A 25,919-nucleotide genomic window follows, 5' to 3' on the forward strand; every position below is an offset into this window, starting at 1 on the left:
CGCCCAACCACTGGCGGGACAATCCTTCAGCGCCATTGTCAAATCAAGCCATTGCTGCATGGACCAAAATATCAGCCACCGGCGTCGAAGGCAGCGCGCGCCTTGCGCACCGCACCATGGTTGAGTTCGGCCCACAGGATCAGTTGATGCAAGGCGCCGAACATCGAACGGCCGAGATCGGTCAGGCTGTATTCGACGCTTGGCGGCTTGGTCGGGAACACTTCGCGATGAACAAAGCCGTCGCGCTGCAGATCGTGGAGCGTCTGGGTCAGCATGCGCTGCGAGATGTCGGGCACCAGGCGCCGCAACTCGCCGAAACGATAGGGCTGCTCGGCGAGCGCCGCCATCAGCAGCGAACTCCATTTGCCGTTCACACCCTGCATCACGTCGCGAACCGGGCAATCGGCAATGTTTGCGCCATCGCTGGTGGCTTTGAATATATTGAGCTTGGTTCTCAGATTGACGACCTTGCCGTCCATGGCTGCTGGTTCCCTGGCGGTGCCTACCTCCCTAAAAACTGCCTTCTTTACGGTGGCCGGTCAATTCTTATTTTAGTGCTGGTCTCTTTTTGAGACTGTCAGAAGCACCCGCCACCCGGCGCAATTTCAGGATCCCCCATGACCGCAACCCTTCTCGTCACCGGCGCTTCCGGCCAGCTTGGCCGCGGCGTCATCAACCACCTGCTGGACACATTAAAGGTCCCCGCAAACCGCATCATCGCCACCACCCGTACACCCGCCAACCTTGCCGATCTGGCGGCGCGCGGCGTCGTCGTCAGAGCCGCTGACTTCAACGACCCGCAATCGCTTGCCGAGGCCTTCGCGGGAGCCGACCGGGCACTCGTCATCTCGACCAACGAACTTGAGGTACAGGGGAAGCGGCGCGAGCAGCAGCTTGCGGCGGTGACCGCGGCCAAACAGGCTGGCGTCGGCCACCTGCTGTACACCTCGATGCCCAACCCCGAGCCTGGTTCGCCGGTTGTTTTCGCGCCCGACCACTACGACACCGAACAGGCGATCAAGGCGAGCGGCATCCCCTACACGATCTTCCGCAATGGCTGGTATAACGAGAACCTGTTCATGGCGTTGCCGCAGGTTCTGGCATCGGGTCAGTGGTACACCTCCGCCGGCGACGGCGCCATTTCCTACGGCACGCGCGACGATTTCGCGGCGGCGATCGCAGCGGGGCTCGCCTCGGACAGCAGCGAAAGCGCGACTTACACGCTGACCGGCCCCAGTGCGTATACGGCTGCCGAAGTGGCGGCGTTGGTCACCGAAGTCACCAGCAAGCCGATCCAGGTCATCCAGCTTTCCGACGAAGCCCTGACCGAGGGAATGAAGTCGGCCGGCCTGCCTGAACCCTTCGCAAAGGTGCTGGTGTCGTTCGACGCTGCCGCCCGCGCAGGTGACCTCGGCATGGTGACCGACGCGGTCGAAAAACTCTCCGGCCGAAAGTCGGTGCCGCTGAAGCAGTTTCTGGAGACGAACAAGGCTGCACTGGCCGGCTGAAAGCTGCCGTTGCGGGACGCCGAGCCCTTACGATTCGGCCTCCCGCACAATTACTTACGTCGCTTGACCAGTCCCAGCCGGATCAGGCTTTCGCCCGTGGCAATCAAAGCATCTTCGCGCGAGCGTGGCGCCCAGCCGAGCACGCGCACCGCCTTGGCGTTGGTGGCGTTCTTGATCTTGCCCAGTTCCGTTGCGAGCTGTGCCGCTTCCGGATTGAACAGCCCGATGATGCGCACCAGCCAATCGGGAAACTCCCGCGTCGAGACGCGCGACGCCGCCGGCCCGAGCCGCGTCTTCAGGGTCTGCGCGATCTCGCGCACCGTCATGAAATCGCCGGCGACAGCGAGGAACCGTTCGCCCTTGGCGGCGGGGTGGGTCATGGCGCGAACATGCAGATCCGCCACGTCGCGCGCGTCGACGACGCCGAAGGACAGGCGCGGCAGCCCAGGCACGGCGCAGTTCAGCATGCGCTGGACAAATTCGGTCGAGGTCGAATGGTCGGCGCCGAGCACCGGTCCAAAGATGCCAACGGGATTGACGACCGCAAGTTCCAGCGCGCCGCCCTGCTCGGCGATGAAATCCCAGGCCGCGCGCTCGGCGAGCGTCTTGGACTTCACATAGGCGCTGACCTTGCCTGCCGGATCGGTCCAGTTTTCCTCGTTGAAAGGCTGCCCATCCGCGCGCATCTTGCCATAGCCGACGGCCGCGAAGGATGAGGTGAGCACGACGCGCCTGACCCCGGTATCCCGCGCCGCCCGCAGCACGCGCAACGCGCCCTCGCGTGCCGGAAGGATCAGGTCATCCTCATGCGTGGGCACGCCGGGCGGAAAAGGTGATGCGACATGCAGCACGTAATCGCAGCCGGCCACCGCCGCCGGCCAGCCTGCGTCGGCCATCAGATCGGCATGGGCGAATGAAAGGGCGTCACCGGGCTCCGTGCCACCTGCCTTGAGCATGGCGAGCACATCGGCTTCGCGCCTGGCCGATCGCACGGAGGTGCGGACGCGGTAGCCGGCCTTCAACAGTTCGAGGATGCAGTGAGCGCCGAGGAAGCCGGACCCGCCGGTGACCAGCACCAATTCGCCGCTCATATTAGCCTCCTCGACGATTTATCCGTTCGAGACCCTCAGATCGCCACCTGCGTGCCGATCTCGACCACACGTCCGGTCGGGATCTGGAAATACTCCGTCGCATCGGCCGCCGAGCGGGCGAGCCCGATGAACAGCTTGTCCTGCCACACCGGCATGCCGGAATTGGGCGATGCCTTGAGCGAGCGCCGCGACAGGAAGAACGACGTCGTCATGATGTCGAACTTCCAGCCCTGCTTGCGGCAGATCGCCAGCGCGCGCGGAATGTTGGGCTGCTCCATATAGCCGAAGGTCAGCGTCACCCGCATGAACAACTCGTTGACTGTCTCCATCTTGACCCGCTCGCTGTCGGGCACCAGCGGCTGCGGTGCGGTGACCACCGACAGAATGACGTTCTGCTCGTGCAGCACCTTGTAGTGCTTCAGGCTGTGCATCAGCGCTGTCGGCGCGCTTTGCGGATCGCTGGTCAGGAACACGGCGGTGCCGGACACCAGCTGCGGCTTCTTCTTCAACAGATTGCCGGCGAGGAAATCGAGCGGGATTTCGTTGCGCCGGGTCTTGTCGAACAGATAGCGGCTGCCGCGCACCCAGGTCCACATCGCCAGAACGATGGTGAAGGCCACCGCAAGCGACGCCCAGCCGCCCTCGAACACCTTGACGATGTTGGAGGCAAAGAAGCCGATGTCGATGAACGCGAACACCGCCGTCATCGCCACCGCCACCCACAGCCGCCATTTCCAGATGCGTGTCATGACGACGAACAGCAGCACCGTCGTCACCAACATGTTGCCGGTCACCGAGATGCCATAGGCGGAGGCGAGCTTGCTCGATTCGCCGAAACCGACGACCAGCAACATCACCGCCAAAGCCAGCAAAACATTGACGCGCGGCATGTAGATCTGGCCCGACTGCCGTTCCGACGTGTGCAGGATTTCGAGGCGCGGCAGCATATTGAGCTGCACCGCCTGCCTGGTCAGCGAGAAGGCGCCCGATATGACCGCCTGGCTGGCGATGACCGTCGCCGCGGTTGCCAATACCACCATCGGGATCAGCGTCCAGCCTTCGTTCATCTCGAAGAATGGATGGCCGACGTGACCGTTCTTCGCCAGCACGAAAGCGCCCTGCCCGGCATAGTTGAGCAGCAGGCAGGGAAACACGATGGCCAGCCAGGCGAGCACGATGGGCTTGCGGCCGAAATGGCCGAGATCGGCATAAAGCGCTTCGGCGCCGGTGACGGCGAGGAAGATGGCGCCGATGGTGACGAAGGCGACATCGGGCGAATTGATCAGGAAGGCGACGATGTAGTGCGGGCTGACCGCCCACAGGATTTCGGGATCGGCGATGATGTGGTTCAAGCCCGAAAGACCGATAGCCAGGAACCAGACCGCCGTGATCGGGCCAAAGATCAGCGCCACACCGCCGGTCCCGAAGCGCTGCACCGAAAACAGGATCGCCAGGATGACCAGCGTCAGCGGCACGACGTAGGGCTGGAAGGTCGGGGTAACGACATTCATGCCTTCAACCGCCGAAAGCACCGAGATTGCCGGCGTGATGACGGCGTCACCGAAGAACAATGACGCGCCGACAATACCGATGGCCAGGATGATCGCCGAGCGGGTCGGGAAACTGCCGCGCGCCAGCGCCATCAGCGACAGCACGCCGCCCTCGCCTCGGTTGTCGGCTCTGAGCACGAACATGATGTATTTGATGGTGACGATAATCGTCAACGACCAGATGATCAGCGACAGCACGCCCAGAATATCGCCGCGCTCGGCGATTTCGCCGCCGGAGGACGCAACAAGCGCTTCCCGGAAGGCGTAGATCGGGCTGGTGCCGATGTCGCCATAGACCACACCGAGCGCGCCCAGCATCAGAACTTTGGTGCTGTGCTGTTCGATTTCGGGATGGCTCGATTGTTCGACGGGTTCTGCCTCAATACCAGCATTGGTAAGGGCCATGGACGACACTCCGATAAGCGCGCGGTGCTCTACGCTTGCTGCGATGCAATATCAAGTGCCGTGACGGTAGGGCTACCATGTTCCCAGCGCAGGGCTTGCCCCGCAATGACCGGTGCGTGGCGTCAAAGGCTGCCGGAAACCTCAGATCGCCACCTGCGTGCCGATCTCGACCACACGTCCGGTCGGGATCTGGAAATACTCCGTCGCATCGGCCGCCGAGCGGGCGAGCCCGATGAACAGCTTGTCCTGCCACACCGGCATGCCGGAATTGGGCGATGCCTTGAGCGAGCGCCGCGACAGGAAGAACGAAGTCGTCATGATGTCGAACTTCCAGCCCTGCTTGCGGCAGATCGCCAGCGCGCGCGGAATGTTGGGCTGCTCCATATAGCCGAAGGTCAGCGTCACCCGCATGAACAACTCGTTGACTGTCTCCATCTTGACCCGTTCGCTGTCGGGCACCAGCGGCTGCGGTGCGGTGACCACCGACAGAATGACGTTCTGCTCGTGCAGCACCTTGTAGTGCTTCAGGCTGTGCATCAGCGCTGTCGGCGCGCTTTGCGGATCGCTGGTCAGGAACACGGCGGTGCCGGACACCAGCTGCGGCTTCTTCTTCAACAGATTGCCGGCGAGGAAATCGAGCGGGATTTCGTTGCGCCGGGTCTTGTCGAACAGATAGCGGCTGCCGCGTATCCAGGTGGTCATGATCAGCCCCATGAGGCAGGCAACGGATATTGACACCCATCCGCCTTCCACGATCTTGACGACATTCGCGAGGAAGAAACCCATGTCGATGGTGCCGAACAGCAGCGCCAATGCCAGGGCGAGCCCAAGCTGCCATTTCCACAAATTGCGCATGACAACGAACAGCAGAATGGTTGTCATCAGCATCTCGCCGGTTACCGAAATTCCGTAAGCGGAAGCCAGCGAACTCGAGCTGCCGAAGCCGACAACCAGCAGCATCACTCCCAGGGCGATGAGCAGGTTGACGCGCGGCATATAAATCTGGCCGCTCTGCATTTCGGACGTGTGCTGCACCTCGATGCGGGGCAGCAGGTTGAGTTGCACTGCCTGACGTGCCAGCGAAAAAGCACCCGAGATCACCGCCTGACTGGCGATCACGGTGGCGGCCGTTGCCAAGCCGACCATTGGCATCAGCGCCCAATCCGGCAACATCTCGAAGAATGGATTGGTCGGCCTGCCGCCATTCGCCAATACAAAGGCGCCCTGGCCGAAGTAGTTGAGCAGCAGGCAAGGAAACACCACGGAAAACCACGCGAGCACGATCGGCTTGCGCCCGAAATGTCCAAGGTCGACATAAAGCGCCTCGGCCCCCGTTACCGCCAGGAACACTGCACCAACGGTCACGAAAGCGGCGGTCGGCGTGCCGGCTAAGTAGGCGATCGCATAATACGGGTTGATCGCCAACAGCACCGAAGGATCATCCATCAGGTGGTAGAGCCCGGAAACGCCGATGGCCAGGAACCATAGCGCCGTCACCGGCCCGAATACTGCCGCCACCTTCCCCGTGCCGAAGCGCTGCACGGAGAACAGAAATGCCAGGATGACCAAGGTGATCGGAACGACATAGGCCTCCAGCGTCGGTGTCACCACTTCCAGGCCCTCAACTGCCGACAGCACGGAAATGGCCGGAGTTATGATAGCGTCTCCGAAAAAAAGCGACGCCCCGCAAAGTCCGATGCCGAGGATAAGCTTGGCGCCTTTTGGATAGGCGCTGCGCGCCAGCGCCATCAGGGACAGCGTGCCGCCCTCGCCCTTGTTGTCGGCGCGAAGCACGAAAGCGACGTATTTTATGGTGACGATAATCGTCAGCGCCCAGACGATCAGCGACAGCACGCCCAGGACATCTATACGCGTGTCGGTACCAGGCGAAGCGTGAAGCGCCTCGCGGAAGGCATAGATCGGGCTGGTGCCGATATCGCCATAGACGACGCCAAGCGCGCCCAGCATCAGAACTTTGGTGCTGTGCTGTTCAGTGTGGGAGTGGTTCGGTTGTTCGACGGGTTCAGCCTCGCTACCGATGCTGGAAAGAGCCATCGACTACTCCCCGATCACCGCGCGGTGCGCCTTGCTTGCTGTCATGCGATATCACCTTCGACACGAGCCTTCCACCGCTACCAACCGCAAGCCTTCAGAAACCGCCCCACCGTGCCGGCCATGCCATACTCCAACGCATCGGCTGTCAACCCGTGTCCGATAGACACTTCGGCCAATGCCGGAATGCGCTTTGCCAATGCCGGAAGGTTGTTCACCACCAGATCGTGCCCGGCATTGACCTGGAGCCCGGCGGCGAGTGCGGCATCCGCGGTTTTTCCCAATCTTTCCAGCTCCTTCCGCGCCTTGGCGGAATCGGAATGGTAGCTGCCGTAGGGCCCGGTATAGAGCTCGATGCGGTCGGCGCCGGTGTCGCGCGCGGCATTGACGCCGGTGGGATCCGGATCGGAAAACAGCGACACGCGGAAGCCCCCTTTTTTCAGACGCTTGACGATCGGGATAAGGAACGCCGCCTCGGCGGCAAAGTTCCAGCCATGGTCCGATGTCGCCTGCGCCGGATCGTCGGGCACCAGCGTCACCTGCTCCGGCTGGTGCCTTTCCACAAGCGCCAGAAAATCCTCGGTCGGGTAGCCCTCGATGTTGAATTCCGCCTTGGGAAACTCGTCGTCGATCAGCGCCCGGATCTCCGGCAGGTCGGAATGCCTGGTGTGGCGCTCGTCGGGCCGCGGATGAACCGTCAGCCCGTGCGCGCCGGCCGCCAGCGCCAGGCGGCCGAGCCCGGTGACGCTCGGCCACGGCAGGTCGCGGCGGTTGCGCAGCATGGCGATGGCGTTGAGATTGACCGAGAGTTTCGCGGGCATGGCGTGAGGTCCGGCTGTTTGTGCAGCGCATCTATACTGCCTTTGATGGGAACAGACAGGGGCTTTCGGGTGTTCCAGTGATGACATCTGCTCGCAAGGGGGAACCCAGCCAATGAATTTTCTCCAATCCGTGCCCGCGATCCGCCGCCTCGAAACCAACCGTGAGGACCTTTTCGCCATCGACGTCGTCGGCCATGTATCGGCCGCCGACGGCGAAAATCTGTTCGGATTGCTGGAGGCTGCCTACGCGCTGCACCCGAGGATCGACGTCTTGGTGCGGCTGGTCGACCATGAGGGCGTCGACTGGATCGATATGGACGACGAGACGCTGAAACAAGGTACGGTTCATGCGCTAGAGCATATCGCCCGGTGCGCGACGATCGGTGAGCCGGACTGGATAGCGGATGCGCGGAACTTCCTTCCGGCTTCGCCACCCATCGAGTTCAGGCACTTCGCGGCCGAGGACGAAGCGGATGCCTGGCAATGGCTGGGTGCGACGCCACTCAGCCCTGCTGCGCCGGCTGCTACCTGACGCCGGCTATCTAACGCCAGCTATCCAACGCCAGTTATCTAACAATCGTCAGCCGCTCTGCCGCCCGCGTGATGGCGGTATAAAGCCAGCGCTGGCGGGTTTCCTTGAACGCCCAGCTCTCGTCGAACAGCACGACGTCGTTCCACTGCGAACCCTGCGCCTTGTGCACGGTCAGCGCGTAGCCATAGTCGAAATCGTCAAAGCGCTTCTTCTGCTGCCAGGGGATATCGGCGTCCGGATCCTCGAAAGCCGACTTGAGCAGCTTGATCTTGGCGACGCCGCGGTCGGGATCGTCCTCCTCGGGCGAGACCAGAAGGTTGATGCCCGGCTTCACCGTCTCGCGCGACGAGGTCATCACCTTCCACAGCGAACCGTTGAGCAGGCCCTTGGCGGGGTCGTTGCGCAGGCAGACCAGCTTGTCGCCGGCCTGCGGATAATCGGCATTGAAACCCTTCAGCTCGCGCAGGCGCTGATTGTAGCGGCGGCGTGTGCGGTTGGTGCCGACCAACACCTGGTCCGCCTTCAGCACCAGCTCCTGGGTGACGTCCTCCTTGCCGATGACCTGCGCGGTGCCGTAGTCGCCGCGCATGAACTCGCGGCCCTCGCGCACGTCGAGCGCCAGCTGGATAATCGGATTGTCGCGCGCCTGGCGGTGGATTTCGGTCAAGAGCACATCCGGCTCATGCTCGGTGAAAAAGCCGCCGCCCGAGATCGGCGGCAGCTGCGCCGGATCGCCAAGCACCAGGATCGGCGTGCCAAAACTCAGAAGGTCGCGGCCAAGCTGCTCGTCGACCATCGAGCATTCGTCGATGACCACCAGCTTCGCCCGTGAAATAGGGCTTTGCCGGTTGAGCGAGAAGGTCGGCGACATCGAGGTCTTGCCCGTCACCTCGTCCGACACCGATTCCTCGCCCTTCGGCCGGTAGATCAACGAATGGATGGTGCGAGCATTGACCGCGCCCTTGGAACGCAGCACCTGCGCCGCCTTGCCGGTGAAGGCGGCGAACTGCACCTGCCCGTCGACATGCTCGGCAAAATAGCGCGCCAGCGTGGTCTTGCCGGTGCCGGCATAGCCGAACAGCCGGAAGACCTGCGGCCGGCCCTCTTTCAGCCAGCGCGCCACCGCTTTCAGAGCCTCGTCCTGTTGGGGGGAGAATTCCATCGGTTCGACAGACCGGATTCGCGAGAGAAAGACAAGCTTGGTGCTAACACCGCTTAAAACGATGGGATTGCCTCACCTTCAACGGGACAAACTAGCAGGCGCAAATGCGAACGTAAAGTGAACATGCAAGCGGATAACGAACGATTTGAATTCAGGCATTTGAACCTAGATCGGGCAATGCCACTATCACGGACATGATCGAGATGCAGATCGGCGCAGACACCTATAAGCGAGGATATTGATGAGGTCGTTCGCAGACAGGCTGATCGGAAAGTCGATAAAGAAGATCGAAATCGGCGAACCTGGTTATGGCATCGTTGTCTCCTTGTCGGATGACGCAGGGTTCGCGATATATACCGAGGTCACGGCCTGTCTGAGTGACGAAAATGCCAGAACCATAGACGTGTTACCATCAGCGACGAGCAAGTGATCCTCCACTTGGGTGACAACGACTTCGTCGCCATTTCCAAAAACCGTGGCCGCTTCGCCGTCGTTGAGGCGTTTGTCTATGGGGACGACGAACGCATGGTCGTCGAAAATTAGTTGCATCGGCCGCCAGATTTCAAACACCAACCACAGGCGGACTATATGTTCGCGCCGCCGCCGCTACCTCTGGTCGGCCCGGGATCGTTCTCCAACAAAATCGGCTTGCCGTGCGGGGTTGCATGCGCGGCGCGTTCCCAGGCGGCGGCGAGCGTGTCGACGTCACTTTTTCCCGCGACGCCCTTGGCCGCCAGCAGCGTCTCCAGCGCAGCCAGCCAATGCTCGTAATAATCGTGGCCATCGCTTGCGGCGCCCGGCTTGTTCACTTGCGCCGACAGCGCATCGGCCCATTCGGCCCAGGAAAACAGGCCCTTGTCGTGCAGCGCCACCGTCATGGCGAAGGCTTCGGCCTGCCAGGGTTCGGCGAATACCGGTTCGTCCAGACCCGCCGGCAGTGCACCTTCAGGCCGGCTCAAGATAGCTCTCCCAGGCATCGATCGAGACGGTCAGCGTCGGGTCGGCGCCCTCGCCCCAGATTTCCGAGCCATCGAAGACCACGGTATAGACCCATTGCGGGTTTTCACCGTTGCCATGCGCGTTGCTGTCGGGGAACACAAAACCGTCACGCACGGCCTCGACAACTCCGTGCTTGCCGCGCGCATAACGCGGCAGCCTCGTGTGGGCGGTGGGATTGAAATTCCTTGTCCGCACCGGGTCGCCGGCCTTGAAGCGCGGCGCCGTCTCGACCGGCCGGTCGCAGGGACTGCCCTTGGCCAGCACCGCCGGAACGTTTTCGGCCTTCAACACCCTTTTGGGCGTCGCCGCCGGATCGACCGCCCGACCTTCCGTCAGATCGCGCTCGCTGACGAAGCCATGGCGCTTCAGCAGCACCTCGAGCGCTTTGATCCATATCTGGTAGTAGCTTGAGGAATAATAGACGGCCGGATGCAGCGATTCCCTGGCGTGCCGGCTCTCGTCGATGTTCCACGCGCCCATGGCGCCGGCAGTCAGCGTCACGCCGAGCGCCCGCCTCTCCCAATCCGCATGAAAATACGGTTCGTCCTTTTCGGGCGCGACCGGCCCGAAACCCATCTGCCCACCGAGATCCTGCGGCCCGTTCATGCCGGTACCTTCTTTGTCCCGGGTTCTTTGGCCACCGCCGTGCCGATCATCGCATCGCGGCTGACCAGTTCGGCGAGTTGGTCCTCACTCCAGCCTTCGGTACCGTCAGGCCGCATCGGCACCACGAGATAGCGCAGTTCGGCAGTCGAATCCCAGACGCGGATGTTTTTCTCCGCCGGCAAGGTCAGCCCGAACTCCTCCAGCACGCCGCGCGGATCGATCACGGCGCGCGAGCGATAGGGCGGCGCCTTGTACCAGACCGGCGGCAGGCCGAGCACCGACCACGGATAGCAGGAGCACAGCGTGCAGACGACGAGGTTGTGCGTCTCGTCCGTGTTGAACACCGCCTGCATGTGCTCGCCCTGGCGGCCGGTGTAGCCCAGCGAGGTGATCGCCGCAGTCGCGTCGCGCTTCAGCCACTCGGCAAAGGCCGGATCGCTCCAGGCTTTCGCCACCGCCCTGGCGCCGTTGCGCGGCCCGATCTTGGTCTCGTAGGTGTCGACGATGACGTCGATCGCCGCCGGATCGATCAGGCCTTTTTCGGTGAGGATGGTCTCCAGCGCGCGCACGCGCGCCGCAAATGGGTCGAGCTCATTGTCGTGGTCATGATCATGGGACATGACCCTCAGATTAGGATCGGCGGCACGCGGCCGCAAGCATGACAGCTTGGGCCACGGGCTATCGCCTATTCGGCGGCGGCCCTTTGCGGCTCGAGCCGATCCTCGGGAGCGAACAGCGAGGCCTGCTCGCCGCTCTCGACCGCATGCAGCTCCGGCCTGTTCTTTTTCCAAGAGAAGAAGCTCACCAGCCAGCCGGAGAAATTCTCGAAATAGACATAGATGACAGGGGTGACGAACAGCGTCAGCGCCTGCGACGCCAGGAGACCGCCAACCACCGCGACACCGAGCGGCTGGCGCAGCTCAGCACTGGCGCCGGTGCCGAGCGCGATCGGGAACGTGCCCATCAGCGCCGCCAACGTCGTCATCATGATCGGCCTGAAACGCATCAGGCACGCCTTGTGTATGGATTCCTTGGCCGACATGCCTTCTCGTCGCAGCTCCAGCGCGACGTCGACCATCATGATGCCGTTCTTCTTGACGATGCCGATCAGCATCAGGATGCCGATCACCGCGATCACCGACAGGTCCATGCCGGCAAAGCGCAGCGCGACCACCGCGCCCAGCACCGCCGAAGGCAGGCCGGTCAGAATGGTCAGCGGATGGATAAAGCTCTCATAGAGGATGCCGAGTACGATATAGATGGTCAGAACGGCGCCGCCGATCAGCAGGCCCTGATTGGCCAGCGAATCCTGGAAGGTCTTGGCGGTGCCGGCAAAGCTGGTCGAAATCGCCGGCGGCATGCCGATCTGCTCCTTCAGCGCGGCGATGCGGGCCGTGCTGTCGCCCAGCGCCACGCCTTGCGGCAGGTTGTAGGAGATGGTCACCGCGGGCAGCTGGCCGAGCTGGTTGACCGTCAGCGCGCCGGCGGTGCGGTCGACGCGGGCAAAGGCGCCGAGCGGCACCAGGCTGCCGCTTGCCGTCCTGACCTGGATGGCCAGCATGCGCTCGGGCGACCATTCGATGTTGGGATCGAGCTCCATGATGACTTCGTAGCTGTCGGCCGAGCCGAAGATCGTCGAGACCTGCTCCGTGCCGAAGCCGCCATAGAGACTGGAGCGCAGCGTGTCGGTGTCGATGCCGAGCGAGGCCGCCTTGTCGCGATCGACCACCAGCGTCGCCTGCAATGAATTGTTCTGCAAATCGCTGGTGACGTCGGTGAAATTCGCATGATCGGCCGCCATCGCATCGTCGAGCTTTTGCGCCCATGTGTCGGTCAGGCCGGTATCGAGGCCCTGAACGACGAGCTGGTAGGCGCTGGCGGAAGAACGCGCGCCAAGTCGCAGGTTCTGCACCGGCTGCATATAGGCATCGATCCCCGGCACGACGGCCAGCTGCCGCCGCAGATCCGACAGTACCTTATCGATGTCGGGGCGCTGGCTCTTGTCCTTCAGCTGCACATAGAGCTGGCCCTGGTTCAGCGCATTGTTGCCGCCGCCGGCTGACCAGGCCACATGCGAGACATAGGGCGAACGCGAGAAGACACTTGCCGCCTGGTTCTGCAGCTTGACCATGGCGTCGTAGGAGATGTCCTGCCTGGCGATCGTCGTCACCGAGATCTGGCCGATATCCTCTTGCGGGAAAAAGCCTTTCGGCGAGACTTCGATCAGCCACACCGACCCTGCCGCCGTGCCGACAAAAACGAGGAACACCAGGAAAGTGTGGCGCAGGCAGAATGTCAGAAGCCGATCATAGCCGCGGGTGACGAAGTCCTGCTTGTGGCCGGGGGCGTGCTTGTCGCGATCGGCCTTGGTCACCGACAGCAGCCTTGAGCACAGCATCGGCGTCAGCGTCAGCGAGACGAACATCGAGGCAAGGATCGCGACCGTCACCACGACGGCGAATTCGTTGAAGATGCGGCCGATGACGCCGCCCATTAGAAGCACGGGGATGAACACCGCCACCAGCGAGATCGAGATCGAGATGATGGTGAAGCCGATTTCGCGCGCGCCCTTCAGCGAGGCATCGAAGGCCGAGAGACCGTCCTCCTCCATGTGGCGAAAGATGTTTTCCAGCATGACGATGGCGTCGTCGACGACGAGGCCGACTGCGAGCGTCAGTCCCATCAGCGAGATGTTGTCGATGGAGAAGCCGAACAGGAACATGGCGCCGAGCGTCGCGATCAACGAGATCGGCACCGCCACGGCCGGAATGATGGTTGCAGTCACCCGGCGCAGGAAGACGAAGATCACCATCACCACCAAAGCGATGGTCAGAAGCAGCGTGAACTGGACGTCGTCGACGGCCTGGCGGATCGAGGTCGAACGGTCGTTGAGCAGCTTGATGTCGGCGGCGGCCGGCATTTGGTCCTTGAACGACGGCAGCATCGCCTTGACCTTGTCGACGACGTCGACCGTGTTGGCGTCGGGCTGGCGCTGCACCGCCAGGATGATGGCGCGCGTGCCGTCATACCAGCTTGCAGTCGTCGTGGTCTCGACCGAGTCGATGACGCGCGTCACCTCGCCCAGCCGCACCGGATGGCCGTTCTTGGTGGCGATGATGAGGTTGGAGAACCCGGCGGCATCGGTGAGCTGCGTATTGGCCGTGATGGTCAGCTGCTGCTTGTCGTTCTGCAAGACGCCGAGCGGCGTGTTGGAGTTGGCCGACGCGATTGCCGTCTGCAGCTGGTCGATCGAAATGCCGCGCGCCGCCAGCGCCGTCGGGTCGATCTGCACGCGCACCGCATATTTCTGCTGGCCGAAGATCGACACCTGCGCAACGCCGTCGATGGTCGACAGCGAGGGCGAGATGACGTTTTCGGCGAAGGCGTCGAGGTCGGTGAGCGGAACCGTGTCGCTGACCAGCGACATCAGAAGGATCGGCGCGTCGGCCGGATTGACCTTGCGATAGCTCGGCGGCGCTGTCATCTCGGGCGGCAGTTGCCGCTGCGTGCGTGCGATCGCCGCCTGCACGTCGGCGGCCGCCGCGTCGATATCCCGGTTGAGCACGAACTGGATGGCAATGGACGTGCGTCCCAGCGAATTGCTGGTCGAGATGGAATCGATGCCGGCAATGGTGGCGAACTGCTTGATCAGCGGCGTCGCCACCGAAGTGGCCATGGTTTCGGGTGACGCGCCGGCCAGGTTGGCCGAGACATTGACGACCGGGAATTCGGCGCTCGGCAGCGCCGCCACCGGCAGGAACTTGTAGGCAAACAGCCCGCCCAGCACGAGGGCGAACGACATCAGCAGCGTCGCGACAGGCCTTCTTATGCAGAATTCTGAGATCATTGGGCAGCTCCGCCGGCTTTGTCGGCTTCCGCCAACTTGGGCGCTGCCTGACCGCCGGCAGTTGCCTTGCCTTCATGCACGCTGGCGCCGTCCTTCAGCCTGGTTTGGCCCTCGACGACAACCTTCTCGCCTGACTTGACGCCCTCGCTGATGGCGCTGTTTTCGCCTTCGGTCAGCGCCACCTGCACAGGCCGCATCTCGACCGTGTTGTCCGGCTTGACGACATAGACGAACGGCCCCTTCTGGCTGGGCTGGATCGCGACCGTCGGGATGGATGGCATCTGCGGCATGATGCCGGCGTCGAGCACGACATTCACATATTGGCCGGGCCACAGTGAAAGATCGGCATTGGGAATGCTCGCCCGGGTCGCGATGGTGCCGGATGCGGTGTCGACGCTGGAATCGACGAAGTCGAGCGTGCCCTTGCCGATCGGCGTCGGATCGCCATCCTTGGTCAGCGTCACCGCGCCTTGCTGCGGGTTGGCCAGCGCCTTGTGCAGCAGCGCCAGGTTACTCTCCGGCAGGTTGAAGTTGACTTGCAGCGGATCCATCTCGGTGATCGTCACCAGCGGCGTGGCCGTGCTCGAGTTGCCGTTGCTCAAGGTGACCAGGTCACCGACCGAAACGTTGACGGCGCCCAGCCGGCCGGCAATCGGCGCCTTGATGCTGGCGAAGCCGAGCTGGACATTGTCGGCGTCGATCGTCGCCTTGTCGGCGTCCACGGTCGCCGCGGCAGCCTTTTGCGCCGCCACCGCCTGATCGTAGGTCTGCTGCGTGCCGGCCTGCTTGGCGACGAGATCCTTGGCGCGCTGGAGGTCGGAGCCCGAACTGGTCAGCAGGGCCTGGTCCTTGGCGAGCGTCGCCTGATCCTTGGCAAGCTGCGCCTTGAGCGCCCGGTCGTCGAGCGAGAACAGCAGGTCGCCGGCCTTCACCATCTGGCCGTCCCTGACGTCGATCGATACGATCTGGCTGGACACGCGGGCGTTGATGTTGACCACGGCCGGCGATGACACGAAGCCGATGGCGTAACGGCGGATCGGAAAATCGGCCGTTGTCGCGGTGGCCGAGACGATCGAGGCCGAACGGGCGGCATTGCCGCCGGCGCCGGATTTGCCCCCTGCCTTGTCGGCCGAAGCCTTGTCCGATCCAGCCGGCTTGTCCGCCGCTGCCGTCTGCCTGGCGCCCGGCAGCATCTGCTGCAGACTGCTCATCGCCGCCGGCGAAAAATAGACCCATGCCGCGGCGACACAGGCCGCTGCCACCACCACCGCCAGAACGACTTTACCGCGCATCGACTAAAAGCCCTATGATCCGACACGCCGAACCCGGTGGTCTCATTCTACGCAATCACGGCGCCTTGCCGCGATCTCGCCGAAGTAGATGATAGGACGCACATTTGTCGGAAAAGGGCCAAAACACGGCATTACGAAGATTTAATGTGCACTGCACAATGACTATGCAGCCGGCTCAGCAGTCGGAAAACCAGCCAGGATGCGGTTGAGATCTCAGGCGGGATGCGTCTATTTCAGCATCGGCCAGAGCGTCGCCGCCAAGAGCACGCCCATGGCGATGTTGAACCATTTCAGCCGCACCGGATCCGACAGGAACCCGCGCAGCGCTGTGCCGAAACCGGCCCACATCGAGACGCTCGGCAGGTTGACGACGGTGAAGGCGATCGCGATCAGCGCCACCGACAGGAACGGGTGGCCCGGATTGGAGTAGACGGCCATGGCGGTGATCGCCATCACCCAGGCTTTCGCATTGACCCACTGGAATGCGGCTGCCTCGATGAACCGCATCGGCCGTGCCTCCGTCTCACCCTTGCTGGACAGCGAGCGCGACATGGCGATCTTCCAGGCGAGATAGAGCAGATAGGCAGCGCCGGCGATCTTCAATCCGGTGTGCAAGGCCGGAAACGCCGTAAGCACCGCGCCCAGGCCAAAGCCGACAGCAAGCAACAGCACCAGGAAACCCATGCTGATGCCCAGCATATGCGGGATGGTTCTGACCAGGCCGAAATTCACGCCCGACGCCAAGAGCATGAGGTTGTTCGGCCCCGGCGTGATCGAGGTCACGAAGGCGTAGACCAAAAGGGCAAGGAAAGCGTCGAGGGTCATGACGGCTCACAAAGGTCAGCAATGCTGACTTAAATCGACAGAGCGCTGGACGCAACCTCATTCCATTGGTCCAAAGCGCTCCGCCGTGATCCGCCTATCCCGAGCCAGCCAGGCCGGCACAGTCTACCTGCCGTGGGCCCGCGCCGACAACAGGCTGGGAGCGGCGGCGGCCTCCTGACGGCCAGCCACACGCCGCAGGCCTTTGCGCCTCGGCGTGTTCCCGGGAAGCTTCACGCCATGCGCGAGGCCGAGGGCAGCCAGGATGCGGATGAAGAGCCAGCCGAGATCGATCTGCCCGCGTTCCAGGCCGAGCTTTGCGGATTCGGGAAACGCATGGTGATTGCCGTGGAAACTCTCGCCAAAGGTCACCAGGCCGAAACGCGGCAGGTTGTAGCCCTGCACGGCAACGCCATCGACGCGCCAGCCCTGCTGCCCGCTGCGATGTGCGAAATGCCCGACCAGCCAATGCCCGGTCAGCGACACGGAGATACGCACCGCAATGCCCCAGACCACCCAGCTCCACCCGCCGAGGAGCAAGAAAAGGATCGCCCACGGCAGTTGCTGCAGCATCCAGGTCCGCTCGACGAATTTGTAGAAGCGGTCGTTTCTGATCGACGGCTCGATGACGAAGTCAGGCGGATTGCGCAACGCTACGGCGCAATGCATTTGCCAGAAAGCGTCGGTGAAGAAAGGCCGGCGGTGGGCGTGCAGGTCGTGACAAGCCGTCTGGCGCTGCGCCCAGTCTCGTATGTCATGCGCATAGATCATGCCGAACGGACCGGCCATGCCGACGAGCGTGCCGAGATAGACCAGCGCGTGTTTGAGCCAGATGTGAACCTTGAACGAGCGATGGATGAGCAGGCGATGCATGCCGACCGAGTGTCCGGCGCAGATCGTCACCGCCGTCGTCGCTACGAACAGGGCGAAAGCGCTCCAGCTGAAGGTCAGCGGCCCGAACACCAACGCAATCAGCGTCATCGCACCGACCCAGATCGACTTGGCCGGCATCCAGACGACCTCGCCATCTTCGGCATCGCTCAAGGGCTGCGAGATCATTCTGCCTGTGGATATGGTCTTCATCGGTACCCCTCCTCTGCAGGAAACATTTCCGGACCAAAGAGCCTTGCCTTCCGGCGCGCCGGCGCTTATTTAGGCAATAAGCTAACTATCTACTATTCCGATTTAGGTATTTAGGCAATAGACTAAATACCGGAAGCGAAACGACAGAGGCAGGCGGTGATCGAAGACAATGCAGCGGATGGCGACACGGCTATCGGGGCAAGCAGCGCCATACAGCGCGTGTTCGAGGCGCTGTCATCGCAGCCGAGGCGCAAGATCCTCGCCTATCTCGCCCACTCCTCGCTGACCGCGGGCGAGATCGCGGCGCGCTTCGACATGTCGAAGCCGTCTATCTCGCAGCATCTGAGCATCCTGGAGACGGCCGGCCTCATCGCCAGGGAGCGGCAGGGACAATTCATCCGCTACTCGCTGGTCCAGAACAATCTGGTTAACACGCTGAACGGCTTCGTCCAGGACGTCTGTCCGGTATCGCGCCCGATCAAAAGGGAGAGTAAGAATCTGGCGAGCGGCAAGGTCGATCCCAAGCCGGTAAAATAGTTGGACTGAGACTACATCCCTTGCGGGCCGCGGTTCATCGCCGCCACGCCGGTGCGGCAGATCTCGACCAGGCCGAGCGGCTTCATGATGGCGATGAACTGGTCGAGCTTCGAACCCTTGCCGGTAATCTCGAAGATGAAGTGCTCGGTGTTGGCGTCGATGACCGAAGCGCGAAAAGCGTCCGCCAGACGCAGCGCCTCGACGCGGGCTTCGCCGGTGCCGGCGACCTTGACCAGCGCCAGCTCGCGTTCCAGCGGCCGCTCCTGGCCGAACTCGTGCGAGCGCACGGTGAGATCGACGACGCGGTGCACCGGTACGATGCGTTCGAGCTGGTGCTTGATCTGCTCCAGCACATGCGGCGTGCCGCGCGTCACGATGGTGATGCGCGACAGGTGCTTCTCGTGTTCGGTCTCGGAGACGGTGAGGCTCTCGATGTTATAACCGCGGCCGGAAAAGAGGCCGATGACCCGGGCAAGCACACCGGGCTCATTGTCGACCAGCACGGAGAGCGTGTGGTTCTCCGGCTTTTCCGTTTCCTTGGCGATGAAATAGGCGGAGCCGGTCGGTTGAAGCTGTGCGTTCATGACATGAATCTCGATTTCAGACTTTGAGCTAATTCTCTGTTTGCGCACGGCTTCTCGCGACAGCCCTGCCCCGGCTTGGACCTAGACCAGTTCCCTGCCCTTGGCGTCGATGGCGTTGGCCACGGCTTCGTCGGTCGCCTCGTCGGGCAGGAGCATTTCATTATGCGCCTTGCCCGACGGGATCATCGGGAAGCAGTTGGCGAGCGTCGCCACCCGGCAATCGAACAGCACCGGCTTCTTCACCGCGATCATCTCCTTGATCGCATCGTCCAGCTCGTCCGGCTTCTCGCAGCGAATGCCATGGCCGCCATATGCGTCGGCCAGCTTGACGAAGTCGGGCATCGCTTCGGTGTAGGAATGCGACAGACGGTTGCCGTGCAGCAGCTGCTGCCACTGGCGCACCATGCCCATATACTGGTTGTTGAGGATGAAGATCTTGATCGGCGCATTGTGCTGCACCGCCGCGCTCATCTCCTGCATCGTCATCTGCACCGAGGCATCGCCTGCGATGTCGATGACCAGCGCATCCGGGTGCGCGATCTGCACGCCGAGCGCAGCCGGCAGACCGTAGCCCATCGTGCCCAACCCGCCCGACGTCATCCAGCGGTTCGGCTTCTCGAAATGATAGTGCTGCGCCGCCCACATCTGGTGCTGGCCGACCTCGGTGGTGATGTAGGTGTCCATGTCCTTGGTCAGTTCGTAGAGCCGCTGGATGGCATATTGCGGCATGATCACATCGTGGTTCATCTTGAACGCGAGCGAGTCACGCGCGCGCCATTTGGCGATCTGCTCCCACCAGGGATGGAGCGCCTTCTTGTCGGCCTTGGCGCTCGCCCGCCACAGCCGCACCATGTCCTCCAGCACCCGGCCGACATCGCCGATGATGGGCACTTCCGTGTGCACGTTCTTGTTGATCGACGATGGATCGATGTCGATGTGGATCTTCTTCGAGTTGGGCGAGAAGGCGGTCAGCCGTCCGGTGATGCGGTCGTCGAAGCGCGCGCCGATGCAGATCATCACGTCGCAATCATGCATCGCCATATTGGCTTCATAAGTGCCGTGCATGCCCAGCATGCCCATCCAGTTCTTGCCCGATGCCGGATACGCGCCGAGGCCCATCAGCGTCGAGGTGATCGGGAAGCCGGTGAGGTCGACCAGTTCGCGCAGAAGATGGCTGGCCTCCGGACCGGAGTTGATGACGCCGCCGCCCGAATAGATGATCGGCTTCTTGGCGCTGGCCATCAGTTCGACGGCGGCCTTGATCTTTTCCAGGTCGCCCTGGACCTTCGGCTGGTAGCTGGTGCGCGGCGCCGCCTGCGGCGGCACATAGATGCCTTTGGCGAACTGCACATCCTTCGGAATGTCGACCACCACCGGGCCGGGGCGGCCGGTCGTCGCGACATGGAAGGCCTCATGGATGGTGGCGGCCAATTCGTTGACGTCCTTCACCAGCCAGTTGTGCTTGGTGCAGGGGCGCGTGATGCCGACCGTGTCGCACTCCTGGAACGCGTCGGAGCCGATCAGCGAAGTCGGCACCTGCCCGGTCAGGCAGACCAGCGGGATCGAATCCATCAGCGCATCCTGCAGCGGCGTCACCGCATTGGTGGCGCCCGGGCCGGAGGTCACCAGCATGACGCCGGCCTTGCCGGTCGAGCGGGCATAGCCTTCGGCCGCATGCCCTGCGCCTTGCTCGTGGCGGACGAGGATGTGCTCGACCTCGTCCTGCTGGAAGATTTCGTCATAGATCGGAAGCACCGCGCCGCCGGGATAGCCGAAGACATGCTTGACGCCATTGTCCTTCAGCGCCTGCACCACCATTTCGGCGCCAGTCATTTCCCTGTTTGGCATTTCGCGCCGTTCGTTCTGTCCGTTGCTCATCGGTCTGGTCCCGTACTTCTAGCCATGAGGCGATTGCTGGTCGTTTAGTCGTGTTTCGGGCAATAAAAAAGGCCCCCGATGGGAGCCTGTGTGTTGCGCATGGGAGGTTTTCGCCCGGCGGTTACACCGCCTTGCCCACGCGCTTTCCTACGAGAATGAGTGCCTTTTTCATCGTGGCGGACACTACGAGGGTGAAAGGCAAGGTGTCAACGGGAAAAACGCGCGATGCGAAAGACAAAGCAAGTGGCCCGCCGCCTCTGGTCGGCGGGCCACCGCGGCGCATACGATACCCCTCAATCGCACCGCGCCGGGAACAAGAGCCACTGCCGTGTCACGTCAGGATCAGCACGATCTTGTACGTATCCGGGTCGACGATGACGATGCGCCCGTCGGCCAGCACGAAGTACTCATAGGATTCGTAAGCCGGGACGATCTTGACAATGCGCGCCGGCAGACGGTGCAGGCGCACTTTGTGCCGCGGCACCTCGATGCCGACCGAAATGTCGAAGTCGACGTTCTTCACCGGCTCAACCCTGGTCTCGTGGATGATCTGCGTGACCTGCGTCTTCTGCTCGACTGTCACGTTGTTGATCGAGGCCGTATTGCCCTGGTCGGTCTGGACGTTTGTGTTGCCCTGAGCGTTCTGCTCGGTGGTGGTCCCGGCCTTGCCCTGGGCCTGCTGGTCCGTGCTGGTGCCGGTCTGGCCCTGAGCGTTCTGCTCGGTGCTGGTCCCGGCTTTGCCCTGAGCCTGCTTCTCGGTGCTGGTGCCGGTCTGGCCCTGAGCGTTCTGCTCGGTGCTGGTCCCGGCCTTGCCTTGGGCCTGTTCATCCGTCTTGAGCTTGGCCTTGCCCTGAGCCTGCTTCTCGGTGCTGGTGCCGGTCTGGCCCTGAGCATTCTGCTCGGTGCTGGTCCCGGCCTTGCCCTGGGCCTGTTCATCCGTCTTGAGCTTGGCCTTGCCCTGAGCCTGCTGATCGGTCGTGGCGCCGGCCTGACCCTGAGCATTCTGCTCGGTACTGGTCCCGGCCTTGCCCTGTGCCTGTTCATCCGTCTTGAGCTTGGCTTTGCCCTGAGCCTGCTGATCGGTCGTGGCGCCAGCCTGGCCCTGTGCATTCTGATCGGTCTGTGACTTCATCTTGCCTTGCGCCTGTTCGCCGGCCTTGCCGCCCTTCTGGCAATCGGCCGCGCCAGCGGCGCAGTTGTCGCCGCCGCTCGGCTGCACAGCCTGGGTCTGGGCGATCGCGGCGCCGCACCCGACGCCAAGCGCAATCATGCTCGTGATCAACACATGTTTCATCTGCTTTCTCCTTAAAGAGTCGGTCCCTCAGCCTAGCCAACTCTGTCAAAAATACTTTGTTCCGCATTTTGCGAATAAAATCGGGCTTCTAAGAAGACCAATAAATGTAGGCAGTAGTTTTGCCAACAATCAGCTACAAATTGCATCAAAAAATTAATGCAACGCAAGATTTTTGCTTTTTTCTGAGCTTGTGATCCCATAGCGATGACACCAGCCTCACAAGCTTAGAAGTACTCCCGTCGTCATGACCAGGATGGCTACCCCGAAAACAGGCAAGAGCAACCATCGTGCCTGATGGACGCTGTTGTCCATTAACGCCTCCCACAAGTGCTGATCTCAACGATGCCGAGAACCCTGTGTTCCGCCCTGAGGAGGCTCTAGGACCTCTACAGCCTGGCACCAGACTTTGGTCCCTCTCCCTATAGTCCATTGGCCCGATGAGGCCCGGACCGAAGCCCCACGCGGGAACGCAGCCGCGAAAAGCCCGTTCGGCTTGCGGTGTGCATCAACCTCACCAACAACCACCGTATCGGAATCGAGCTCGCGCAAGATGCATGAGCGTTGATGAAGGAGAGAATCATGACGACCATGTACCAGTCGACCGCAATTGCCGGATTCTTGCTGCTCGCGAGCGCGGGCGTAGTTGCCGCTCAAGACGTCATCATCGCGCCGGAGCAGGAAACGGTTGTGCGCGAATACGTGAAAAAGCAGCCCCTTGCGTCGGTGAAGATTCCAGGTGTCGAATTGAACGTGGGGACCGCCATTCCCGACACGGTGGAACTGCATGAAGTGCCGAGCGTCAAGTATCGCTACGTTGTGGTCGACGGGCGAACCGTGCTGGTCGACCCCGGCACGCGGAAGATCGTCAAGATCATACAGTAACGCTGATCCCACCGCCGTTCCCCGCGGGTGGCGGTGGGATCATGCCCTGAAATTGCGGTTTCCCCGGCAATTCAACCTAGCGCTTGCTCGCACCATCGACCGTTCTAGATGTAGGATGGCTTAGGCATTTTTGCGCGGCCAAAGTCGCGGGGTCGGTTGAGACGTGCGCTACATTGATAGTCTCTATCAAAACTGGAACAGGCTATCGTTGGCTTGGCAGTTCATCATAGTCGGAAGCATTGGGCTGCTGTCGCTGATGCTGGTCGTCGGCCTATGGGTCACCTCGCAAATACGAGATGGAGTGATCCGCAACTCTGCAAGCACGACCGCGCTTTACGTCGACAGTGTCATCGCGCCAATCCTGCCGGATATGCGCAAAAGCCAGCAGCTCAGCGACACCGTTAAACGGGCGCTCGATGAAACCCTGGACCAGGGTGCTCTCGGCAAAAAACTGGCGTCGTTCGTGCTTTGGCGGCGTGATGGCAAGGTGCTGTACGCCAAAGACGCGGCTCTTATCGGCCAGACCTTCGAGCCAAATGCGAACTTGCTGCATGCGTTCGGTGGAAACGTGGTGGCGCAATTCAATGATCTGGACGAAAATGAAAGGAAGGAACGGAAGAGCCCCACCGCCTCGCTGCTCGAGATCTACAATCCGGTTCGAGAGCCGTGGTCGGGCGATGTTGTGGCCGTTTCCGAGTTCTACGAGATAGCCGACGATCTTCAGGGCACTTTAAACTCGGCACTATGGTCGAGCTGGCTGCTCGTGGCTGGCGCGACCGCGGTCGCCTTGGCGATGCTCTCGGGAATCGTGCTTCGCGGCAGCAGCACTATCGAAACGCAGCGTTCAGCGCTTGAGACACAAGTGGCCGAACTTCAGTTGCTTTTGGAGCAGAATTCCGCTTTGCGGGAGCGCGTCCAGCAGGCGTCGCGCCGCGCAACGGCAATCAACGAGCGTTACTTGCGTCGCATCGGGTCTGATTTGCATGACGGTCCAGCTCAGCTGGTCGCACTGGCTGCGCTGCGCATGGACAGCCCTCTGCTGCTCGATCCCGCCGCATCCCCAAGCCACCGGAAGACCGAGATCGCCGATATCCATCATACGTTGGACGAGGCGATGCGGGAGATCCGCGCCATCTGCACCGGCCTCGTGCTGCCACAGATCGAAGCTTCGACAGTCGCGGAGATATTGCGGCTTGCGGTTGCCGAACATGAACGCCGGACGGCCTCCTCCGTATCGCTTTCACTGCCATCTCGCCTGCCCGACCTGGGGACGTCCGAGAAAATAAGCATCTTTCGCTTCGCGCAGGAGGGGCTGAACAATGCCTGGCGACACGGTCTGGGCAAGGGGCAGGCTGTCAAGGCGAGAGTGACGCAGGGCAAGCTCCTCATTCAAGTGCTTGATCACGGCCCTGGATTCCAGTCGGGATCGTGTGAAGGACTTGGACTCGCCGGTATGAGGGAACGTATCGAAAGTATCGGAGGTCACTTCGAGACCTTTTCGAGCCCCAGGGGGACCCGGCTGACCATAACGCTCAACATCGAGGACCAGAAATGACCGCTCCCATAAGGATTGCCATTGTTGATGATCATCCGCTGTTTCGCGAGGGTGTGGCTCGCAGCCTCGCCGAAATCGGCGGCTTCGAAGTCGTTGGTGCGGGCGAAACCGCGACGGATGCCGAACAGCTTGCGGCCTTGGCAAATCCCGACATATTGCTGCTAGACATCAGTTTGCCGGGAGGGGGTCTGGCGGCAGCGGAAAATATTCTTGCAACTCAGCCTGGCTGCAAGATCGTCATGCTCACCGTCTCGGAGGCGAACGCCGATTTGGCAACGGCGCTCAGGCTGGGCGTACGCGGATATGTGCTGAAAGGGATTGGGGCGGCATCGCTGGCCGAGGTGCTGACTTATATAGCCGCAGGAAAAAAATATGTTTCGCCGACCCTGTCAGCGCAGCTTTTGAATGAACTGATCCGGCCGGAAAAGCGCACAACCGATCTCGTTGCCAATCTCTCGGGACGCGAGCTTGGGATAATCTCCTTGGTAGGCGAAGGACTGAGCAATAAAGAAGTCGCCAAACGTCTCAACCTGCAGGAGAAAACGGTAAAACACCACATGACTCGGATATTTCAAAAGCTAAAGGTGCGAAACCGCACCGAAGCAGCCATTCTTATGCACGCGCCCAAAACGGGTCTTGTATAGGGAGATCGGGGCTTGTCTGAAGGTCGGATGCTGGTTGGCGAACCAACAGTTACAGCCCTTTCAGACGAGCAATGTCGGAGGCCCTTACGGCGCGTTCGACAATTGTCCTTCCAAGCGGATCCTTCATAGTGAAGCGGCCGGCCTCGATGCTTTCGCTGAATCCATCGCGATGCACGACCTGGATTTTGGCGCCCTGTACCGTCACCGTGTCGCCAGCGGCATTGACTTGGCTACTGGGAGCTTGGCTACCGGCGGCGTTGTCGCCGGCACCATTTTTTCCCTTTCCGTTGGCGTTGCCATTCCCGGCGTTGCCGCCTGAGCCATTACCGTTACCACTACCGTTGCCACCACCGTTACCATTGCCATTGTTTCCGCTCTTGGCGCTGGCAGCGGCGAATTCGATCTTGTAACCGTCGACATGGCTCAACCGCAGACCAAGCACCGGCATCGTCACCGCAACCGCCGCGAATACGCGCAAGCTAAAGTACGCCCGGCGACGCACGGATGAAAACAGGGGCTGCCTTTCTCCATTCATGCCACCATCACATCATGATGTGTCACGGTATTCAAGAATGAACAGCCCAAAATTGCGGCTCACAAACGCTGAGGAAACTCTCCTTTCGTGCTTGCAGCTCGATTCTCAGACCTTCGTCTGAGTCAAATATACACCGAAGTCTGACCTACTGATCTTGGGCCGCGCCGACGGATGTCGCAATAAAATCCGCGGTGACAAGGCTCGTCACCGGTAGGGATCGGCAGCGAGGCGCGAGCGCCT

24 protein-coding genes are annotated in these 25,919 nt (G+C 61.9%); 6 read left to right on the plus strand and 18 right to left on the minus strand.

The window, feature by feature from the left end:
- Positions 1 to 71 precede the first annotated feature (71 nt).
- Positions 72 to 479, minus strand: a complete 408-nt coding sequence (locus NLY37_RS12510) for a winged helix-turn-helix transcriptional regulator (RefSeq protein WP_023690335.1) — start codon at positions 477 to 479, stop codon at positions 72 to 74.
- 138 nt (positions 480 to 617) lie between these two features.
- Between NLY37_RS12510 and NLY37_RS12515 the strand changes: the two genes are divergently transcribed.
- A complete protein-coding gene (locus NLY37_RS12515; RefSeq protein WP_023741658.1) occupies positions 618 to 1,508 on the plus strand; it encodes an SDR family oxidoreductase in 891 nt (296 codons plus the stop codon).
- Between the two features lie 50 nt (positions 1,509 to 1,558).
- On the opposite strand, the gene NLY37_RS12520 is transcribed toward NLY37_RS12515, so the two are convergent.
- From NLY37_RS12520 to NLY37_RS12535, 4 genes are all read right to left on the minus strand, one after another.
- A complete protein-coding gene (locus tag NLY37_RS12520; protein WP_023741659.1) occupies positions 1,559 to 2,599 on the minus strand; it encodes an SDR family oxidoreductase in 1,041 nt (346 codons plus the stop codon).
- 35 nt (positions 2,600 to 2,634) lie between these two features.
- Positions 2,635 to 4,554, minus strand: coding sequence for a potassium transporter Kup (locus tag NLY37_RS12525; protein WP_286442487.1), 1,920 nt, complete (start codon positions 4,552 to 4,554; stop codon positions 2,635 to 2,637).
- Positions 4,555 to 4,695: 141 nt separating this feature from the next.
- Positions 4,696 to 6,609, minus strand: a complete 1,914-nt coding sequence (locus tag NLY37_RS12530) for a potassium transporter Kup (RefSeq protein WP_023823130.1) — start codon at positions 6,607 to 6,609, stop codon at positions 4,696 to 4,698.
- Positions 6,610 to 6,686: 77 nt separating this feature from the next.
- Complete coding sequence (locus NLY37_RS12535) at positions 6,687 to 7,427, minus strand: pyridoxine 5'-phosphate synthase (RefSeq protein WP_023690926.1); 741 nt, start codon at positions 7,425 to 7,427, stop codon at positions 6,687 to 6,689.
- A 112-nt stretch (positions 7,428 to 7,539) separates the two neighbouring features.
- Here NLY37_RS12535 and NLY37_RS12540 point away from each other — a divergent pair, with 112 nt between their 5' ends.
- Positions 7,540 to 7,959: a SpoIIAA family protein gene (locus NLY37_RS12540; protein WP_023690925.1), complete on the plus strand. Its 420-nt coding sequence runs from the start codon at positions 7,540 to 7,542 to the stop codon at positions 7,957 to 7,959.
- A gap of 34 nt (positions 7,960 to 7,993) precedes the next feature.
- On the opposite strand, the gene NLY37_RS12545 is transcribed toward NLY37_RS12540, so the two are convergent.
- The 9 genes from NLY37_RS12545 to NLY37_RS12585 form a co-directional block, all read right to left on the minus strand.
- Positions 7,994 to 9,121 (minus strand): ATP-dependent DNA helicase, encoded by a 1,128-nt coding sequence (locus NLY37_RS12545; protein ID WP_023668361.1) that lies wholly within the window; start codon positions 9,119 to 9,121, stop codon positions 7,994 to 7,996.
- 306 nt (positions 9,122 to 9,427) lie between these two features.
- Positions 9,428 to 9,670 (minus strand): hypothetical protein, encoded by a 243-nt coding sequence (locus NLY37_RS12550; RefSeq protein ID WP_155921648.1) that lies wholly within the window; start codon positions 9,668 to 9,670, stop codon positions 9,428 to 9,430.
- Between the two features lie 35 nt (positions 9,671 to 9,705).
- Positions 9,706 to 10,080 carry a nitrile hydratase accessory protein gene (locus NLY37_RS12555; RefSeq protein WP_023690922.1) on the minus strand — a complete coding sequence of 125 codons (375 nt, stop codon included), beginning with the start codon at positions 10,078 to 10,080 and terminating at the stop codon, positions 9,706 to 9,708.
- Entirely contained in the window at positions 10,067 to 10,726 is a 660-nt protein-coding gene (gene nthB, locus NLY37_RS12560) for a nitrile hydratase subunit beta (RefSeq protein ID WP_023690921.1), read from the minus strand. Before nthB ends, NLY37_RS12555 begins: the two co-directional genes overlap by 14 nt.
- Complete coding sequence (nthA, locus tag NLY37_RS12565) at positions 10,723 to 11,346, minus strand: nitrile hydratase subunit alpha (protein ID WP_023690920.1); 624 nt, start codon at positions 11,344 to 11,346, stop codon at positions 10,723 to 10,725. Before nthA ends, nthB begins: the two co-directional genes overlap by 4 nt.
- 65 nt (positions 11,347 to 11,411) lie before the next feature.
- The gene (locus tag NLY37_RS12570; RefSeq protein WP_023690919.1) at positions 11,412 to 14,573 is read right to left on the minus strand and encodes an efflux RND transporter permease subunit; all 3,162 of its coding nucleotides are present in this window, start codon (positions 14,571 to 14,573) and stop codon (positions 11,412 to 11,414) included.
- Positions 14,570 to 15,865: an efflux RND transporter periplasmic adaptor subunit gene (locus NLY37_RS12575; RefSeq protein ID WP_023741660.1), complete on the minus strand. Its 1,296-nt coding sequence runs from the start codon at positions 15,863 to 15,865 to the stop codon at positions 14,570 to 14,572. Before NLY37_RS12575 ends, NLY37_RS12570 begins: the two co-directional genes overlap by 4 nt.
- A 228-nt stretch (positions 15,866 to 16,093) precedes the next feature.
- A complete protein-coding gene (locus tag NLY37_RS12580; RefSeq protein WP_023741661.1) occupies positions 16,094 to 16,690 on the minus strand; it encodes a LysE family translocator in 597 nt (198 codons plus the stop codon).
- A gap of 123 nt (positions 16,691 to 16,813) precedes the next feature.
- Positions 16,814 to 17,770 (minus strand): acyl-CoA desaturase, encoded by a 957-nt coding sequence (locus tag NLY37_RS12585; protein ID WP_023714739.1) that lies wholly within the window; start codon positions 17,768 to 17,770, stop codon positions 16,814 to 16,816.
- A gap of 156 nt (positions 17,771 to 17,926) precedes the next feature.
- Here NLY37_RS12585 and NLY37_RS12590 point away from each other — a divergent pair, with 156 nt between their 5' ends.
- Positions 17,927 to 18,307, plus strand: coding sequence for a metalloregulator ArsR/SmtB family transcription factor (locus NLY37_RS12590; RefSeq protein WP_023702997.1), 381 nt, complete (start codon positions 17,927 to 17,929; stop codon positions 18,305 to 18,307).
- A gap of 11 nt (positions 18,308 to 18,318) precedes the next feature.
- Here NLY37_RS12590 and ilvN read toward each other — a convergent pair whose 3' ends face one another.
- From ilvN to NLY37_RS12605, 3 genes are all read right to left on the minus strand, one after another.
- A complete protein-coding gene (gene ilvN / locus NLY37_RS12595) occupies positions 18,319 to 18,891 on the minus strand; it encodes an acetolactate synthase small subunit (RefSeq protein ID WP_023668352.1) in 573 nt (190 codons plus the stop codon).
- A gap of 81 nt (positions 18,892 to 18,972) precedes the next feature.
- Positions 18,973 to 20,769 carry an acetolactate synthase 3 large subunit gene (locus NLY37_RS12600; protein WP_023668351.1) on the minus strand — a complete coding sequence of 599 codons (1,797 nt, stop codon included), beginning with the start codon at positions 20,767 to 20,769 and terminating at the stop codon, positions 18,973 to 18,975.
- A 331-nt stretch (positions 20,770 to 21,100) separates the two neighbouring features.
- The gene (locus NLY37_RS12605) at positions 21,101 to 22,063 is read right to left on the minus strand and encodes a DUF1236 domain-containing protein (RefSeq protein WP_023668350.1); all 963 of its coding nucleotides are present in this window, start codon (positions 22,061 to 22,063) and stop codon (positions 21,101 to 21,103) included.
- Positions 22,064 to 22,642: 579 nt separating this feature from the next.
- Between NLY37_RS12605 and NLY37_RS12610 the strand changes: the two genes are divergently transcribed.
- From NLY37_RS12610 to NLY37_RS12620, 3 genes are all read left to right on the plus strand, one after another.
- A complete protein-coding gene (locus NLY37_RS12610; RefSeq protein ID WP_023731684.1) occupies positions 22,643 to 22,945 on the plus strand; it encodes a DUF1236 domain-containing protein in 303 nt (100 codons plus the stop codon).
- A gap of 163 nt (positions 22,946 to 23,108) precedes the next feature.
- Entirely contained in the window at positions 23,109 to 24,500 is a 1,392-nt protein-coding gene (locus NLY37_RS12615; protein ID WP_023690914.1) for a sensor histidine kinase, read from the plus strand.
- Positions 24,497 to 25,144 carry a LuxR C-terminal-related transcriptional regulator gene (locus NLY37_RS12620; RefSeq protein WP_023741662.1) on the plus strand — a complete coding sequence of 216 codons (648 nt, stop codon included), beginning with the start codon at positions 24,497 to 24,499 and terminating at the stop codon, positions 25,142 to 25,144. The genes NLY37_RS12615 and NLY37_RS12620 overlap by 4 nt, the downstream gene beginning before the upstream one ends.
- A gap of 49 nt (positions 25,145 to 25,193) precedes the next feature.
- On the opposite strand, the gene NLY37_RS12625 is transcribed toward NLY37_RS12620, so the two are convergent.
- Positions 25,194 to 25,622 (minus strand): hypothetical protein, encoded by a 429-nt coding sequence (locus NLY37_RS12625; protein WP_023731683.1) that lies wholly within the window; start codon positions 25,620 to 25,622, stop codon positions 25,194 to 25,196.
- Positions 25,623 to 25,919: the final 297 nt, after the last annotated feature.

The sequence above is a fragment of the Mesorhizobium sp. C395A genome, assembly GCF_030323205.1.
GTDB lineage: Bacteria > Pseudomonadota > Alphaproteobacteria > Rhizobiales > Rhizobiaceae > Mesorhizobium.